The sequence below is a fragment of the Pelagibacterium luteolum genome, from assembly GCF_900100665.1.
In the GTDB taxonomy this organism is placed as follows: domain Bacteria; phylum Pseudomonadota; class Alphaproteobacteria; order Rhizobiales; family Devosiaceae; genus Pelagibacterium; species Pelagibacterium luteolum.
Map to the genome: position 1 here is coordinate 213,205 of NZ_FNCS01000003.1, position 14,465 is coordinate 227,669.

A 14,465-nucleotide genomic window follows, 5' to 3' on the forward strand; every position below is an offset into this window, starting at 1 on the left:
TTATACGTACCAAAGACTTGAATCCCTTTTCCATCTGGTCAAAACTCCAGTGGTTAACAAATGGTTTGGGAGCGTTTAGTACCCGGACCTGCGCAGGACCGCTGATAAACGCTTCTCTATAAAGGGAGGCAATCAGATGGGACAGTTACTCGAAGGATATACCGGCTTTCGGACGGAAACGTCTGCCGAAGGCTTCGATCAACTTGAAACCATGCAATCACGTGCTCAATTGGTGCAATACCTGTCGGGCAAGGAACGCCAGGTCGTCATGCTGGCGGTCACCTACATGCGCGCGCCCCACATCGCGCGCCGGCTGAACATGGAACTCAAGCAGGTCAAATCCATCCTCACTGCAATCAAGAAGCGGTTCGGCGTTCGCTATATCCACGAACTCATCGAAATCGTCCGGATCAGTCAGGTCATGTGGGAGCCGACACCGGCTCAGGCACTTTTCCTGTTCACCCAGCACAACCTTATCGGCGCCACCATCCGCGGTTCCATCGTCCAGGACTCCGAATGGTTCGGTCTCCTCCTCGACATGCCCGACGGTACGACCCGGACCGCGTGGTTTCTCAACGGTCGCGAGGGAGATTGCAGCAATGGGTGGATAGAGTTGGAGGAGGGGTGAGAGTTGCTAAAAACACTCAAAACCATCGTACCTAAAATTCTCTGGTTCACCCCGTACCTGTAACATGGAACTTCCATCGTCTATTTTAATACTGGAAGGATCGGCAACTCTGCATTAGATTCGGCGGAATAACGGGAAACTAGTGCTCTGAAGTACGGATACGTTGAAAATCTTCCCACACGTCGAACAAAAGCCATGCAATGTTCCTCCTCAACTTCAGGAACATTTGAATACGCAATAAGATAAATCGCCTTCGTGGAGAGCAGATTTTTATTGCCGCGCTTCACCGAAACGGTCCATTCAATCTGCGCGCCAAGCAAATTTTCGTTTCGATCGAAAAATGTGTCCACGAAATTTGAATTGAATGAATTCTTCCAGTTTCCTGGTGAAAAATTCAGGAAATACTCCGGCTTGACCACAAAATTACTCGACACCAGTCGAATGGACTCAAGCTCCGCGTTCTCCACCACGCGGTTATAAGCCTCGACAGCTTCAGCCTTTTTAGACGTCGCACTTTTAGTCATGCGAGTTCCTTAGTGGCCATCCAAAAATCACCGTTGTCATTGAGACCGGCATCATACGCGCGCTTCGAATGCGTATCGCGACAGATCGCCATCAAGAGCTTTGAAGTCGCCGCCGTGCCATGTCCTTGGTACTCTTCGCTCTCGGTTTGACGCCATGAAGAAGACCTCGTACCTGCCTCGGCGCCACAAACTTTCTGAATATGGTCATCAACGGGCTCAACGCGGCCTTCCCAACGCCGATTAAGTGCGAAGAAAATTTTCGCGACACTTTCGAGGGTCAAATTGGCGTCATCAGAAAGCAATTGAGAAACCCAAGCAGCACTGCAGCCAAGTCTCGCAGCCAAATCTGCTTGCTTAAGACCGTCAGCCTTCAGTGCTCGGAGGACCTCGTACTGAACGTCCGCGCGCAACTCTTCCACTGCAAAAATTTGAGCTTCATTAGCGTCAACGGGACCAAAATTCATTTTCCAATTTTCCCCTTCAAATAGTCCGCGAGCTTTAGTGCTGCTCGCTCCAATTTCGCTCGATCGGCAGCATCTTGCTTTTTCCCCGGATCGATCTCTGTAATCACAAAATCCCCGCCCTCTACAACTCCTCCATAGAGGCGCACCTTCCAAGATTTAAATGCATAGATTTGCACCTTCGTTCCGCTCTTATCGCCCGTCGAAAAGCGGCCCTCAGCCTTGAATTTCTCCGCGTCAAGAAACTCAAAGCCGTCGGCAGCAAATCGTCGCATCCACTGTAAGCAACGCGAGCGCGCCTTGGCATCGACACCTCGAAAGGCTTTTGCCACCGGACGAGTAATCCAGACGCGACAAGCTTTTCCTTCGCATACGAGTTCAATTTCACCCATAGGCAGCTAGTCACGCCCTCATTAAGTTAAAACTTAATTCTTGACAACTGCTGAATCAGCACGTCTAGCCCATCCTGTCATCGCTCCTTCGAAGTTACAAGGAAATGAAGCTGTTAGAGGATAAACTGGAATGTAAGCACGTGGATAAGTTTTGAAGACCAAGCAAAGTCTGCTTGAATTTGTCGCTATCTCTTCGGAAGCCTACGTGAGCGAGACGGGGGCTCGATATTGCGACCCGTTTGTTGGCCTCCCAATGACCTTATCCCCGCCGCCTCCACGACCCCTATCCTCTCCTGTCCCACAACCCCGGGCCCGGCGCGTGGAGCCTGCGTTTCTCGCCCGGTCCGAACAGACAGGAGCGGCCGATGCCGTCGGATTTGCAACTCGCCCACCTCTACAAGCCCCTCGCCGCTCGTCTCAGAGCAAGCCATAACGAAATTGCCCGTCAGGGCCGCGTCCGTCCCATGGCCGAGGTGCCCATGGACACCCTGCGGCTGGTCAGGCGCCTGCTCACCGAGGTGCGCCGTTTCGTCGGGTCGATCAGTCGCAAGGCGAGGCTCATCCCTAAACTGCCCCAGGGCAATATCAGGTTTTCCGCGCTTTCATTGTTCTTGGGCGAAGCGTGCATCCGGTTCGAGACTTTTGGCAAGGCGCTCCAGTTCGATCGCCCCGCCCCCGGCAGCCCCGCGGCCCATTACCAAGCAGCCGAAGCCGATCTGTCCTCACTGATCGCCGCTGCCACCGCCGACATTCGCCGTGTGCGCGAAAAGGATGCCGCCGAGCGCGAAGAGAAGCGGAATCGCAACGAGCCCGAGGAACACGAGCCCTACGTCAGCCAGTGGGGATTTTGAGCCCGTAGCCTCCCCTCCCCGTCATCCCGGGGCGTGTCCCCAGGATCCAGTACTGCCTCTCCACATACACGAAACAAAAGACTTATCCCCGCGGCACGAACCTCCATTAGGATCACAGGCATGGGCTTGCATCGGGCGCGGATGCATACGAGCTTTCGGCAAGCCTGGTCCGGGTTCCTCGCGGGTCGCTGCGGGGAAGGCCCAAACGTCACAAGTGCCGGCCGTCGCCACCATACGACGGTGTACCGGGGAAACCCGGCGGGGATTGACCCCAGCCTTCTGAAGGGCGACTAAGCCCAAAACCCCGGACATGAACGGCGAAGCTGGCTTCGCACACTACAAAAATCGGATGAAGCAAGCTTCGCCGTTCATCGCCCACCCATCCCCCGAGGCCCTTGGCCGTCGGCCATTTCCGCGCGCCCAGCCAAGGCCCCCTCACCCGGCGCTACGCGCCGACCTCTCCCCCGAGGGAGAGGTAAAGGCACCGAGCGCGCTGCAGACTCAACCTCTCCCTTCGGGGGAGAGGTCGGCTGGCGCAGCCAGACGGGTGAGGGGGCCTTCCTTTATACTCGCGCAACTCTTGGGCTCCCTCCACCGTTCTCCCCAGAACACAAAAAGGAGTTTGCTCATGTCCCACCACAACGAACAGGCCGAACAGCTTTCGCCCGCCGAGACCGAAGACCGGATCTGGAAGATCGCCGACGATATCCGCATCTGCATGCTCACCACATGGAGCGGATCCGAGCAGCATTCGCGCCCGCTCTCGGCGCACGTCTCGCGTGACGAGCACGCCGTCTATTTCCTCGTCGACGAAAGCGGCCACAAGAACGAGGAGATCGAGAAATTCCCCGAAGTTTCCTGCGCCTTCGTCGACAAGGGCTCCAACGACTATGTAGTGATCGCCGGCGAAGCGAAAATCACCAACGACCGCGCCAAGATCAAGGAGCTGTGGTCGAACTTCGCAAAGGCCTGGTGGGACGATGAAAACGACCCCTCCATCCGCCTCCTCACCGTCTCCCCCTCGCGGGGCGAAGTCTGGGACGGCCCCGGCAGCGCCATCGCCAAGGCCAAGATGCTGTTGTCCGCAGCCACGGGCGGCGATATCGACATGGGCGAGACGGGTAAAACCAGACTCTAATCTAAATACCACATTCAGTTAAGGTTCAGGTGGCGTAGGCTTTATTGGGGTCAAGGCAGCAGAGAGCTGCCAGCAACTCACAGGAGAAGCGTCATGGCTCTCGGTAAAACAGCAATAAAGGGCGGCATCGCCGCTCTGTTTCTCGCGGTGATGACCGTGGGCGCTTCCGCATGGGAAGCCTACGCCACCGCCTCCGTCAATGTCCGCTCAGGCCCCTCCACCGGCTATCAGGTCATCGACGTCCTGCAGCGTAACCAGGTGGTCGATGTCGAATACTGTCGCTCCGGCTGGTGTTTCGTCGATACGGGTCGTTATGGCCGCACCGGCTGGGTGTCGCAGAACTACCTCGCCCAGGCCGGCAATTGGCAGCCCCCGCGCCCGCAGCCTCCGGTGTATCAGCCGCCGCGTCCGCGTCCTCCGTATTGGGGCCATCCCAACCCGCGGCCTCCGCACTGGAACCCCGGCCCGCAGCGGCCTCCGCACTGGAACCCGCCGCCCCGCCCGCGGCCCACTCCGCCTAACAACAGCGAAGTGTGCTTCAACGGCCCCAACGGCTATTTCTGCATCGGGAACTAATCCCTGCGACACAATGGCCGGAGCCACAAGCTCCGGCCATCTTGCTTTATCCCCATCGCATTCTGATATGCTAAGCTCTTCCAATCGAGCCTACAGAGCCTATCCATGAAATCCTACGTCAAGCTCGCCTCCGGCTTCATGCTCTCCGGCGTCAGCGCCGTCTTCCTCGAGCGCGCCGTCGCGTCCGGCATGGCCAACGCCAACATGCACCTGCCCGTCGGCAGCGGTTGGTTGACGACCGCCATGGCCGTCATCCCCCTCGCCCTCCTGGCGGTCGGTGTGGTGATCTATATCGGCGGCGCCGTCCTGGGCCTGAAATAGCCTATCCGGTCTTGAGCCGGTCGATGTCGATCCCCCGACCGGCCATCCTGGACTTGAACGTGCGATACAAAAACACGTTCAGTCCATAAAGCGCCGCCACCGCGATCAAGAGGGCGATCACGAAGTCCCGCGTCCCCGCGCCCTCGATCGCAAACCCCAGCGCCACGAAAAACGCGATGATCCCGCCGATCGTAGCGATGTAGAACCGCTTGTCGCTCTCGGCCCGCACCTCGCGCCCGGCCGCCAGCAGCACGTCCCGCCGCTCTGCGTCGCCCATCGCCGCCATCGCCTCGGGCACCCCCTCGCGCTCCAAGCTCGCCATATAGCTGTCGGCCCGCTCACCAATGCGCGTGTCTAACCGCTGCGCATTCCACTTGCCCAGCATGAGGTTGCCGATAACCGTAATGGCCGCCAGCCCGATGGCCGCGTAGAGCAGTATGATCAAAAGATTGCCTCCAGATAAGTTTGGCCCAACATGGCCACCCGGACACCACGATGCAAGTTTTCCCCACTTACGCCAGTCGGGTTAGACTGTTCGTTCACCGGAGGCTCATCTCCGGTCCGGTACTGTAGCCGCATCGAACAAGGAGCGAAGACATGGCACTTACGCGCTGGGGCACAGCATTTCTCCAACTCGGAGCGCTGCTCCTGGCAATCGGCATCCTGCCAGTGGTCGTTATGGAAACACTCTTCCCCGGCGCCTCCATGACGGTGCCCATCCTCCTTAGCCTTTCTGCCGCACCTCTGGGTGGAGTGTGTCTGGTGACGGGTCTGGTGATTTGGGCGATAGGTGCGGCGCGGCGATAGCGGAACCCTTCATCAGCGGACGCTTGACCGCCAGTTGACGTTCCCGCCACATCACCGCCAGCCCGGCCACGACGATGATGACCCCGCCAGCCAGCGCGAACCCGTCGATCACCGTACCGAAGACCACAAACCCCAGCGTGATGGCCCATGGCAGCGAAAAATAGTTGAACGGTTGCAACATGCTGGCCGGCGCGTAGCGAAGCGACACCATCACAAGTCCGTGCCCACCACACATGGTCAGGCACAAGACGCCGACCATCCACAAGTCCTCCATGGCGATCGGCGCCCAGAAGAACACACCCACTGCAGTGGTCAGCACCAAGCCAACCACCGCCACATAAAACAACGACGTGGTCGTGGTATCCACCTGGCTCACCTTTCGCGTCAGCACCAGATAGAGCGCGTAGAACGCCGAGCTGAGCACCGCGTATATCACGCCCAGCTCGACCGTTATGAAGCCGGGCCTGATGATCAACAGCGCACCCGCAAAGCCCATGAGAACCGCACTCATGCGCACCATGCCGACCTTTTCGCCGAGCAGCGGAATGGCAAAGACCGTGACCAGCAATGGATAGACCATGTTGATCGCCCCGATGTCCCCGAGCGCTACCGTCTTGAGCGCCTCAGCGAAAAACCAGATGTCGACGACCAGCAGCACCCCTCGAGCGACTTGCCACCCCACAGCCCGCGAAACAAAAGCGCGCCGCAGCGTCGAATTGCGCACCACCAGCCAGATGGCCAGCGCAAAAAATGCCCAATAGCGGATCATGACGATCTGAAACGGTGAATAGGTCTCTACGAGGATTTTCGAGATCGCGTCCTGAACCCCGAAAATAACCATGGCGGCCAGAAGAAAGCCGACGCCCTTGCCGAGATTGAGTTCACTCGCCGTAAACGGCACCGATTTCTGCGCAGTCATTGTGGTCCCCACACCGTTCGCCGAGCGATAGGCTGTTCACCGGGAATTGGCTAGCCAAACTTATGCCCGGCCCACCGCATATCGCGTATCATTGCTGACACGATCGGGCTGACCGCGACGGTAAACCGGTTGCGTTGCCCATCCGTAATCCCTATTTCCCGATCAACTGAAACACCCACACCGGAGCACATCATGAAAGGCGTCGCCCTCGTCACTGGAGCAGCAGATCGCATCGGCGCCGCCATCGCCATCCGCCTCGCCGCCGAGGACTACGCCGTCGTGATCCATTACCGGTCCTCGGGCGAAAAAGCCGAGGAACTCGCCCAAGCCATTCAGGGCGATGGCGGTCGCGCCGATATCGTACAAGCCGATCTGGCGAAGCGCGAAGATCGCATGGGGCTGGTCGCTAAGGCAGCCGAACCGTTCGGCCAGCTCACGGTGCTGATCAACAACGCGTCAGTTTTCGAGCCCGACTCTGCGGAAACGCTTCACGAGGATCTGTGGGATCTGCACATGGCTGTCCACGCCGAAGCCCCGGCCTTTCTCTCCCGCGATTTTGCCGCCCAACTTCCCGATGGAGAGGAGGGCAACATCATCAACATCATTGATGAGCGCGTGCTGACGCTATCGCCCGACTATTTCTCCTACACGCTCTCGAAGTCCCTCCTCTGGACGGCGACGCGGACCCTGGCCCAATCGCTCGCGCCGCGCATTCGCGTCAACGCGATCGGACCAGGACCAACGCTTGCCAATTCCCGCCAAAGCGAGGAAGAGTTCAAGGCGTCCCGGAAACGACTGCCCCTGCAGCGCGGCGCCGATCCCGATGAGATCGCGCGAGGCATCGCAGCGATTCTTGACCTGCCGGCAATGACCGGGCAGATGCTGGCTCTCGATGGCGGCGAGCATCTCGAATGGAACCAACAGAACGGCCCGACCCCGCGCAAGCAATGACGCCAGATACAGACCCCACCGGCCCCGACATCATCCGCGGTTTCGTAAAGACCCTGCCCACCGGCGCGGGCGTCTATCGCATGCTCGATGAAAAGGGCGACGTCATTTATGTCGGCAAGGCGCGAAATCTGAAGGCACGCGTCACAAACTACACCCGTTACGAAGGCAATTCGGTTCGCATCAACCGCATGATCTCCTCGACCCGCTCGATGGAGTTCGTGCGCACGGAAACCGAGGCTCAGGCGCTTCTCCTCGAAGCCAATCTCATCAAGCGCCTTCGACCGCGCTACAACGTGCTCCTGCGCGACGACAAGTCGTTCCCCTATATCCTCATCGCCACCGAGCACGAGGCGCCCGAGCTCACAAAGCACCGCGGATCGCGGCGGCGCAAAGGTCATTACTTTGGCCCCTTCGCGTCCGCGGTCGCGGTGAGCCGCACCATCACCGCGCTGCAAAAAGCCTTTCTTCTGCGCAATTGTTCGGACAGTTTTTATGCAGGTCGTGTCCGCCCCTGCCTGCAGCATCAGATCAAGCGCTGTTCCGCGCCCTGCACCGGCGTGATTTCTATCCCGGACTACGCCGAGCTTGTGGAGGAAGCGCGCGATTTCCTCTCCGGCAAATCCAAGGCCGTTCAGGACCATCTGCAAAAGGAAATGAACGAGGCCGCCGAAGCGCTCGATTTCGAGCGCGCCGCTCGGATACGCGATCGCCTGAGCGCCCTCGCCTTGATCCAGGGCTCAGGCATGGCCTCGCAAACCGTCGCTGAAGCCGACGTCTTTGCCATTCACAACGAGGCGGGCAATTTCTGCGTCCAGGTGTTTTTCTATCGCGCCCACCAAAACTGGGGCAATTACGCGTTCTATCCGCGCGCTGACGACACCGCGACCAATGCCGAGGTCCTTGAAGCCTTCATCGCGCAATTTTACGAGAACCGCCTGCCCCCACGTCTCGTGCTGCTGTCCGAGGAACTGGCGGAGCCCGATGTGTTGCGTGAGGCTTTGGCAACCCGCGCCGAGCGCTCCGTGAAAATCGAAACCCCGCTCCGTGGAGAAAAACGCGCCCTCGTCGAACACGGGCTGACCAATGCGCGCGAGGCATTGGGTCGCCACCTGTCGGATTCCGCCAGCCAGCGTAAGCTCCTCGAAGCTATGGCCGACACGTTCAGCCTCGACGAAACCCCACGCCGTATCGAGATTTACGACAACTCCCACATCCAGGGCACGAACGCCGTCGGCGCCATGGTTGTCGCCGGTCTCGAGGGCCTATCGAAAAAGCACTACCGCACCTTCAACATCAAATCGAAAGAGCTCACGCCCGGTGACGATTTCGGCATGATGCGCGAAGTCCTCACTCGTCGCTTCACGCGCCTCGCCGCCGAAAGCCTGGTCGACGCCGAAGATGACAATACGGGCATGCCCGACTGGCCCGACGTATTGCTGATCGACGGTGGCGCCGGCCAGACTAATGCCGTCAAGGCTGTACTGTCCGAAATGAACCTGCCCCGCGAAGTTGCAATCATCGGCATCGCCAAGGGTGAGGAACGCAATGCGGGGCGCGAGACTTTCTTCATGGAGGGACGCGAGCCGTTCATGCTGCCGGCCCGCGATCCGGTTCTTTACTATGTTCAGCGCCTGCGCGACGAGGCCCACCGCTTCGCTATCGGAACGCACAGGGCGCGGCGAAAAAAGGAAATGATCAAGAACCCGCTCGACGAAATCGAAGGTATCGGTCCCACGCGCAAGCGAGCCCTGCTCCAACACTTCGGTTCGGCCAAGGCCGTATCGCGCGCATCGGTCGCCGACATTGCCAATTTGCCGGGCATCTCGACCGCAATGGCGCAATTGATCTACGATCATTTCAACCGCAGCTAAGCCCGATGCCGGAACTCTTAGGCACCGAAGCACAGAGGAATAAGCGCTAGATGACCGACACCAAATTCGACATGGCCAAGCTGCCCAACTATTTGACCTATGGCCGCATCGCCGCTGTCCCCGTCATCATGCTGCTGATCCTCGCCGATAACACCTTTCTGCGCTGGCTGGCTCTCATCCTCTATATCGCAGCAGCAATTACCGATTATCTCGATGGCTATTACGCTCGCAAATATGGCACCATCTCGCCGATCGGTCGCATGCTGGACCCTATCGCCGATAAGCTGCTCGTCGCCGCGCTGCTGCTGGTGTTCTGCTTTGACGGCAGTTTTGGCCATTGGGACTTGATCCCGGCGACGATCATCCTCTGCCGCGAAATTTTCGTTTCCGGCCTGCGCGAGTTTATGGGCACCGAAAAGATCGTCGTGCCGGTGACCAAGCTGGCCAAATACAAGACGACGGTGCAATTGGTCGCCTTGGCGTTCGTCATCGCCGAGCCGCTAATCTTGGGCATGCGCGAAGTGACCGATATCCTGCTCTGGCTCGCCGCCATTCTCACGGCCATCACGGGCTGGCAGTACTGGACCAGCGTCACCAACCATTTCAAGGATGAGGACGCACTTTGAAAGTTCTCTATTTCGCGTGGCTACGCGAACGTCTCGGACGTGATTTCGATGAGGTCAGCCCACCGGACGGCGTCCGTTCGATCGCCGACCTGATCGATTGGCTCGGCGCAAAAGACGAAGGTTTCGCGCTCGCGACGGCGAACCGAGAACTGATCCGCGCCGCAATCGATGACGAGCTCGTCGAGCACGACACACCGATTGGATCGGCGTCCACAGTGGCGCTCTTCCCCCCGATGACCGGTGGCTGACGTGAGCGTGACACTCCAATCCGAGCCGTTCGATCCAGGGGCCTTGGTCAACGCCTTTCTAAGTTCGAGTCAGGGTGCAGGCGCAGCTGTCACCTTTACCGGCATCGTGCGCTCGAGCGAAGACGACCCCATCGTCTCGATGACACTGGAGCATTATCCGAGCCTCGCCAAACGACAATTGCTGGATTTGCGCGACGCTGCCATCGCCCGGTTTGCGCTCATCGACGCCACGATCATCCACCGCTTCGGAACGCTGTATCCCGGCGACCCGATCGTGCAGGTCATGACACTGGCGCCCCACCGGCAAGCCGCTTTCGATGGCGCCAATTTCATCATGGACACGCTCAAGACCACAGCACCCTTCTGGAAAAAGGAGGAGCGTGCTGGAGCCTCGGAGTGGGTAAAAGCCAAGCAGAGCGACGACGCAGCAACGGCGCGCTGGGCATAAAAAAGCCGGGGACGTCAATACGTTATCCCCGGCTCCAGATTCTCTTCTATAGTCTCAGAATTTACTCGGCAGCAGCTTTCTTGGGCTGCACTTCGCTCATATAGGCTTCGACAAGCGTCCGGCAGGCTTCGCCCGGCGTGAACTTGTATTCACCGACTTCCGAAACCGGTGTCACCTCAGCAGCCGTTCCTGTGAGGAAACACTCGTCGAACTCCGACAGCTCTTCAGGCCGGATATGCCGCTCGGTTACCGTGTAACCATTAGCCTTCGCCAAACCGATCAGCGTCCGACGCGTAATGCCATCGAGGAAGCAATCGGGCGTCGGCGTCGTGATTTCCTTGCCCTTGACGAAGAAGACGTTCGCTCCGGTCGCCTCGGCAACATAGCCCCGATAGTCCAGCATCAGAGCGTCGGCATAGCCCTTGTCCATGGCAGCATGCTTGGAGAGCGTGCAGATCATGTAAAGGCCAGCGGCCTTCGCCTTGCACGGAATGGTCTCCGGCGAAGGACGCTTCCAGTCGGCCCATGTCAGGCGAATGCCCTTGAGGCGTTCTTCAGTCGAAAAATAGCTCGGCCACACCCATGCCGCGATCGCCAGATGCACCGTGTTGTCACGGGCCGGAACCGAAAGCGTCTCCGATCCGCGCCATGCCACGGGCCGCATATAGGCATCGACCAGATTGTTCTTGGCCAGGACCTGGCGGCAAGCGTCGTCGATCTCGTCAACGGAATAGGGAATGGTGAAGTCGAGCGTCTTGCCCGAGAAGATCAGCCGCTCGGTATGTTCGCGCAATTTGAAGACCTCGCCGCCATAGGCGCGCTGACCTTCGAAAACGCTGCTGGCGTAGTGCAGTCCATGCGTAAGAACATGCAGCTTGGCGTCCTTCCAGGGCACCATCTCGCCGTTGTACCAGATCCACCCATCTCGTTGATCCATTGGCACGGTGGCCATGTCGAACTCCCGAATATTTATCAAGTTTGGTTTGGCATACTCATTGATGCGTTCTCTTCCATAATGGCTCATCTTCTCACCACTTGGCAAACCATAGCGGCTCTGTGATAAGTCATTAAACGGAGATGTTGGAAGGACGATGCCAGCTCACGCAATAAATGTCAACAAGGCTGACATAAATTCGGCGATCTACGATTTCCCCGAAATGCCGATCGACATCATGGGCTTGTTTTTCTTCGCCTATCGAGACTTCGTCCGCGACGCTGACGCTTTGCTCGAGATGCAGGGATTCGGACGTGCCCATCACCGCGTCATCTATTTCGTGAACCTGCGACCGGGCATGACCGTCGCGGATCTTCTCGATATCCTGCGCATCACCAAGCAGAGCCTTGCCCGCGTGCTGCGCCAATTGATCGACAGTGGGTATGTCGCGCAAAAGCACGGGGAAACGGATCGCCGCCAGCGCCTTCTCTATCCCACCGAAAAAGGCCGCGACTTCTTTGAAGTTCTCTCCGCTACCCAGGCAAGACGGATAGAAGCGGCCTTTACCGCCCTGCCCGAGGAAAGTCGGGATTGCGTGAAACGCTTCTTTGCAGAAATGACCGAACGCGGCGACCAGCAATTGCTGCGAAACTTGCGGCTCGTCGACCAGCTCCCATAGGATTTCTCCCAATTGGATATCATTTCTACGCTGTTCCTGGCGCTCGTTCAGGGCGTGACCGAATTTCTGCCGATCAGTTCATCGGCCCATCTCATCCTGGGCCGCTGGCTACTTGAAGGCATCGGCATCTCCACCGGCTCCATGACGCCAGCAGAGGAGCTGGCGTTCGACATTGCTCTGCATGTCGGCACACTCGGCGCCGTCATGCTCTATTTCCGCCGTGATATCGCAACGCTTTTCATGGGACTGATCGACGGCGTTACGGGCAAGGGCGGCGAGCGCTTCCGGCTCTTGCTCGTTGTGATCGTCGCGTCGATCCCCATCATTATCGGCGCCTTTCTGGCGAAAGACTTCATCACGGAATCTGGCCGCTCGATTCCCATCATCGCCTGGACGACCCTGATCTTCGGCATCCTGCTTTGGTTCGCCGACCGTCGACCGCAGGAAAAATCTGCAATCGAATCCCTTTCGTTCCGCGACGCGCTGATCATCGGCGGCGCGCAGCTGATCTCGATCATTCCTGGCGTTTCCCGCTCCGGCATCTGCATGACGGCCGGACGCTTCGTGGGCCTTGATCGGCCACTCTCGGCACGGGTCGCAATGCTGTTGTCGATTCCCACCATTCTCGGTGCGGGCACGCTCGCCGGCATCGACATGGTGACCAGCGGCGACTCGCAGCTTACGACCGACGCGCTTATCGGCGGCGTGTTCGCCTTCTTTTTCGCCTTGGCGGCCATCGCACTACTGATGAAATGGCTGCAGCGCCAGAGCTACACCCCGTTCGTTGTATACCGGGTTGTGCTAGGCGCGCTGCTGCTCGGCCTTCTCGCGTTCGGCCTCAATTAGATCGGCTTCGGTGGGTGGCACTGCGATACCGTCGCCACCCTCCTCATCAGCCTGATCGAGGTCACGCACCCATTCGCGCCACATCGAAACGAGAAGCGCCATCAAGACCGGCCCGATGAAAAGGCCGACAAACCCCATCGTCTTCACGCCACCGACCAGTCCGAAAAAAGTCGGAAGGAACGGCAGCTTGATCGGTCCGCCCACAAGTTTGGGCCGCAAGGTCTTGTCGACGATGAACAGCTCTACCGAGCCCCAGACAAACAGCGCGATGCCCTGAAAGACCGAGCCGCTGGCGACCAGATAGACGGACACCAGCGTAAACGACAGCGGCGCACCGCCCGGGATCATCGCAGCCACACCGGTGATGACGCCCAGCAGCACCGGCGATGGCGCCCCCGCCAACCAGTACGCAAAGCCGAGGATGATACCCTCGCCAATCGCGATGATCGTCATGCCCGTCACGGTCGAACTGATCGTCGCCGGCACGATCCGCGACAGCCTCTGCCACCGCACCGGTAGGATCCGCTCGCCGAACTTGTCCAATTGCGCCGTCAATGACGCGCCATCGCGATAGACGAACAGCAGCGCAATCAGCATGAACAGCAGGTTGAGCGATATGTCGAGCAGGCTTCCGCCGGTCGCGAGGATCGTCTGGTAGATGTTGTAGACGTTGGCTCCACCAATGACCGCTACATACTGACCAAGCGCTCCAGGCCGGCCGATATAGAGGTCCCATTGCTCCGTGGCCCATTCGCCCACGAGTGGCAGCGTCGCAAACCACTCGGGCGCAGCGGCACCCGAGGCGTTGGTGGCCAGAACCCAACTGATCAACTGACGCGCCTCGTTGAGCGCATAAGAAAACGCCATCAGGATCGGGATGAGGATGAACAGCACGATGACCGCGATCATCAAACTGGCTGCCAAGGTCCTGTTGCCACCCAGGCTGCTCAAGACGCGTCGGTAGATCGGCCAGCTCGCGAACCCGATGATCAGGGCCGCAAGCACAGGGACGAGAAAGCCATGAAAGAAATAAACGCAGGCCAGCAGGATCAGGAGGATCAGCCACCGCGCCACCGCCATGGGCGGCACGAGCGCCGATCGCGGCGAGCCGGTCAGACCGAGAAGTCGGGGTTCGCGTTCACGCGGAAAAAGTTCGGGCTGTTTCACGGCGGTAGTCCGATATGTTATCGCTCATCTATAGGCCACAACACGCGCAACAAGACAAGCAAACCCGGTCGCACAAAA

Annotated in this window: 19 protein-coding genes; 12 read left to right on the forward strand and 7 right to left on the reverse strand. The window is 58.9% G+C overall.

Features of this window, described 5'->3' with window-relative positions; translation table 11 throughout:
• The first annotated feature begins 136 nt into the window (after positions 1 to 136).
• Entirely contained in the window at positions 137 to 628 is a 492-nt protein-coding gene (locus BLR31_RS07500) for a helix-turn-helix transcriptional regulator (RefSeq protein ID WP_090594247.1), read from the forward strand.
• Positions 629 to 708: 80 nt separating this feature from the next.
• Here the strand turns inward: BLR31_RS07500 and BLR31_RS07505 are convergent, their stop codons facing one another.
• The 3 genes from BLR31_RS07505 to BLR31_RS07515 are packed head-to-tail and all read right to left on the reverse strand — an operon-like array spanning position 709 to position 2,005.
• On the reverse strand, positions 709 to 1,152 hold the full coding sequence (locus BLR31_RS07505; RefSeq protein WP_090594250.1) for a hypothetical protein: 444 nt from the start codon (positions 1,150 to 1,152) through the stop codon (positions 709 to 711).
• A complete protein-coding gene (locus tag BLR31_RS07510; RefSeq protein ID WP_090594253.1) occupies positions 1,149 to 1,616 on the reverse strand; it encodes a helix-turn-helix domain-containing protein in 468 nt (155 codons plus the stop codon). Before BLR31_RS07510 ends, BLR31_RS07505 begins: the two co-directional genes overlap by 4 nt.
• Complete coding sequence (locus BLR31_RS07515; RefSeq protein ID WP_090594256.1) at positions 1,613 to 2,005, reverse strand: hypothetical protein; 393 nt, start codon at positions 2,003 to 2,005, stop codon at positions 1,613 to 1,615. Before BLR31_RS07515 ends, BLR31_RS07510 begins: the two co-directional genes overlap by 4 nt.
• Before the next feature lie 365 nt (positions 2,006 to 2,370).
• Between BLR31_RS07515 and BLR31_RS07520 the strand changes: the two genes are divergently transcribed.
• The 4 genes from BLR31_RS07520 to BLR31_RS07535 all read left to right on the forward strand — a co-directional run bounded on the left by BLR31_RS07520 (position 2,371) and on the right by BLR31_RS07535 (position 4,891).
• Positions 2,371 to 2,856 (forward strand): hypothetical protein, encoded by a 486-nt coding sequence (locus BLR31_RS07520; protein WP_143009341.1) that lies wholly within the window; start codon positions 2,371 to 2,373, stop codon positions 2,854 to 2,856.
• A gap of 628 nt (positions 2,857 to 3,484) precedes the next feature.
• Positions 3,485 to 3,994, forward strand: coding sequence for a pyridoxamine 5'-phosphate oxidase family protein (locus BLR31_RS07525; protein WP_090594262.1), 510 nt, complete (start codon positions 3,485 to 3,487; stop codon positions 3,992 to 3,994).
• 93 nt (positions 3,995 to 4,087) lie between these two features.
• Complete coding sequence (locus tag BLR31_RS07530) at positions 4,088 to 4,570, forward strand: SH3 domain-containing protein (RefSeq protein ID WP_090594264.1); 483 nt, start codon at positions 4,088 to 4,090, stop codon at positions 4,568 to 4,570.
• A 105-nt stretch (positions 4,571 to 4,675) separates the two neighbouring features.
• Positions 4,676 to 4,891 (forward strand): hypothetical protein, encoded by a 216-nt coding sequence (locus tag BLR31_RS07535; protein ID WP_090594265.1) that lies wholly within the window; start codon positions 4,676 to 4,678, stop codon positions 4,889 to 4,891.
• A 1-nt stretch (position 4,892) separates the two neighbouring features.
• Here BLR31_RS07535 and BLR31_RS07540 read toward each other — a convergent pair whose 3' ends face one another.
• Together BLR31_RS07540 and BLR31_RS07545 are read right to left on the reverse strand one after the other, a co-directional pair.
• Positions 4,893 to 5,336 (reverse strand): hypothetical protein, encoded by a 444-nt coding sequence (locus BLR31_RS07540; protein WP_090594268.1) that lies wholly within the window; start codon positions 5,334 to 5,336, stop codon positions 4,893 to 4,895.
• A gap of 279 nt (positions 5,337 to 5,615) precedes the next feature.
• Positions 5,616 to 6,617: a DMT family transporter gene (locus BLR31_RS07545; RefSeq protein WP_090594271.1), complete on the reverse strand. Its 1,002-nt coding sequence runs from the start codon at positions 6,615 to 6,617 to the stop codon at positions 5,616 to 5,618.
• Positions 6,618 to 6,809: 192 nt separating this feature from the next.
• Here BLR31_RS07545 and BLR31_RS07550 point away from each other — a divergent pair, with 192 nt between their 5' ends.
• From BLR31_RS07550 to BLR31_RS07570, 5 genes are read left to right on the forward strand one after another with little or no spacing between them, the layout of a single operon-like run.
• A complete protein-coding gene (locus tag BLR31_RS07550) occupies positions 6,810 to 7,568 on the forward strand; it encodes an SDR family oxidoreductase (RefSeq protein ID WP_090594274.1) in 759 nt (252 codons plus the stop codon).
• Complete coding sequence (gene uvrC, locus BLR31_RS07555) at positions 7,529 to 9,439, forward strand: excinuclease ABC subunit UvrC (RefSeq protein ID WP_090594277.1); 1,911 nt, start codon at positions 7,529 to 7,531, stop codon at positions 9,437 to 9,439. The genes BLR31_RS07550 and uvrC overlap by 40 nt, the downstream gene beginning before the upstream one ends.
• Before the next feature lie 50 nt (positions 9,440 to 9,489).
• Positions 9,490 to 10,065 (forward strand): CDP-diacylglycerol--glycerol-3-phosphate 3-phosphatidyltransferase, encoded by a 576-nt coding sequence (gene pgsA / locus BLR31_RS07560; protein WP_090594279.1) that lies wholly within the window; start codon positions 9,490 to 9,492, stop codon positions 10,063 to 10,065.
• A complete protein-coding gene (locus BLR31_RS07565) occupies positions 10,062 to 10,313 on the forward strand; it encodes a MoaD/ThiS family protein (protein WP_090594282.1) in 252 nt (83 codons plus the stop codon). The genes pgsA and BLR31_RS07565 overlap by 4 nt, the downstream gene beginning before the upstream one ends.
• 1 nt (position 10,314) lies before the next feature.
• Positions 10,315 to 10,761 (forward strand): molybdenum cofactor biosynthesis protein MoaE, encoded by a 447-nt coding sequence (locus BLR31_RS07570; RefSeq protein WP_090594830.1) that lies wholly within the window; start codon positions 10,315 to 10,317, stop codon positions 10,759 to 10,761.
• Positions 10,762 to 10,822: 61 nt separating this feature from the next.
• On the opposite strand, the gene BLR31_RS07575 is transcribed toward BLR31_RS07570, so the two are convergent.
• Positions 10,823 to 11,713, reverse strand: a complete 891-nt coding sequence (locus BLR31_RS07575; protein ID WP_090594832.1) for a branched-chain amino acid aminotransferase — start codon at positions 11,711 to 11,713, stop codon at positions 10,823 to 10,825.
• Positions 11,714 to 11,918: 205 nt separating this feature from the next.
• Between BLR31_RS07575 and BLR31_RS07580 the strand changes: the two genes are divergently transcribed.
• Positions 11,919 to 12,374 carry a MarR family winged helix-turn-helix transcriptional regulator gene (locus BLR31_RS07580; protein WP_244504989.1) on the forward strand — a complete coding sequence of 152 codons (456 nt, stop codon included), beginning with the start codon at positions 11,919 to 11,921 and terminating at the stop codon, positions 12,372 to 12,374.
• Between the two features lie 12 nt (positions 12,375 to 12,386).
• Complete coding sequence (locus tag BLR31_RS07585; RefSeq protein WP_090594285.1) at positions 12,387 to 13,220, forward strand: undecaprenyl-diphosphate phosphatase; 834 nt, start codon at positions 12,387 to 12,389, stop codon at positions 13,218 to 13,220.
• Here BLR31_RS07585 and BLR31_RS07590 read toward each other — a convergent pair.
• Complete coding sequence (locus BLR31_RS07590) at positions 13,176 to 14,387, reverse strand: AI-2E family transporter (protein WP_244504977.1); 1,212 nt, start codon at positions 14,385 to 14,387, stop codon at positions 13,176 to 13,178. The genes BLR31_RS07585 and BLR31_RS07590 overlap by 45 nt on opposite strands.
• Between the last annotated feature and the right edge of the window lie 78 nt (positions 14,388 to 14,465).

Excerpts from the sequence above, each read along its gene's own strand:
- BLR31_RS07500 (WP_090594247.1), top strand. The coding sequence starts at position 137 with ATGGGACAGTTACTCGAAGGATATACCGGCTTTCGGACGGAAACGTCT.
- BLR31_RS07505 (WP_090594250.1), bottom strand. The coding sequence starts at position 1,152 with ATGACTAAAAGTGCGACGTCTAAAAAGGCTGAAGCTGTCGAGGCTTAT.
- BLR31_RS07510 (WP_090594253.1), bottom strand. The coding sequence starts at position 1,616 with ATGAATTTTGGTCCCGTTGACGCTAATGAAGCTCAAATTTTTGCAGTG.
- BLR31_RS07515 (WP_090594256.1), bottom strand. The coding sequence starts at position 2,005 with ATGGGTGAAATTGAACTCGTATGCGAAGGAAAAGCTTGTCGCGTCTGG.
- BLR31_RS07520 (WP_143009341.1), top strand. The coding sequence starts at position 2,371 with ATGCCGTCGGATTTGCAACTCGCCCACCTCTACAAGCCCCTCGCCGCT.
- BLR31_RS07525 (WP_090594262.1), top strand. The coding sequence starts at position 3,485 with ATGTCCCACCACAACGAACAGGCCGAACAGCTTTCGCCCGCCGAGACC.
- BLR31_RS07530 (WP_090594264.1), top strand. The coding sequence starts at position 4,088 with ATGGCTCTCGGTAAAACAGCAATAAAGGGCGGCATCGCCGCTCTGTTT.
- BLR31_RS07535 (WP_090594265.1), top strand. The coding sequence starts at position 4,676 with ATGAAATCCTACGTCAAGCTCGCCTCCGGCTTCATGCTCTCCGGCGTC.
- BLR31_RS07545 (WP_090594271.1), bottom strand. The coding sequence starts at position 6,617 with ATGACTGCGCAGAAATCGGTGCCGTTTACGGCGAGTGAACTCAATCTC.
- BLR31_RS07550 (WP_090594274.1), top strand. The coding sequence starts at position 6,810 with ATGAAAGGCGTCGCCCTCGTCACTGGAGCAGCAGATCGCATCGGCGCC.
- uvrC (WP_090594277.1), top strand. The coding sequence starts at position 7,529 with ATGGAACCAACAGAACGGCCCGACCCCGCGCAAGCAATGACGCCAGAT.
- pgsA (WP_090594279.1), top strand. The coding sequence starts at position 9,490 with ATGACCGACACCAAATTCGACATGGCCAAGCTGCCCAACTATTTGACC.
- BLR31_RS07575 (WP_090594832.1), bottom strand. The coding sequence starts at position 11,713 with ATGGCCACCGTGCCAATGGATCAACGAGATGGGTGGATCTGGTACAAC.
- BLR31_RS07580 (WP_244504989.1), top strand. The coding sequence starts at position 11,919 with ATGCCGATCGACATCATGGGCTTGTTTTTCTTCGCCTATCGAGACTTC.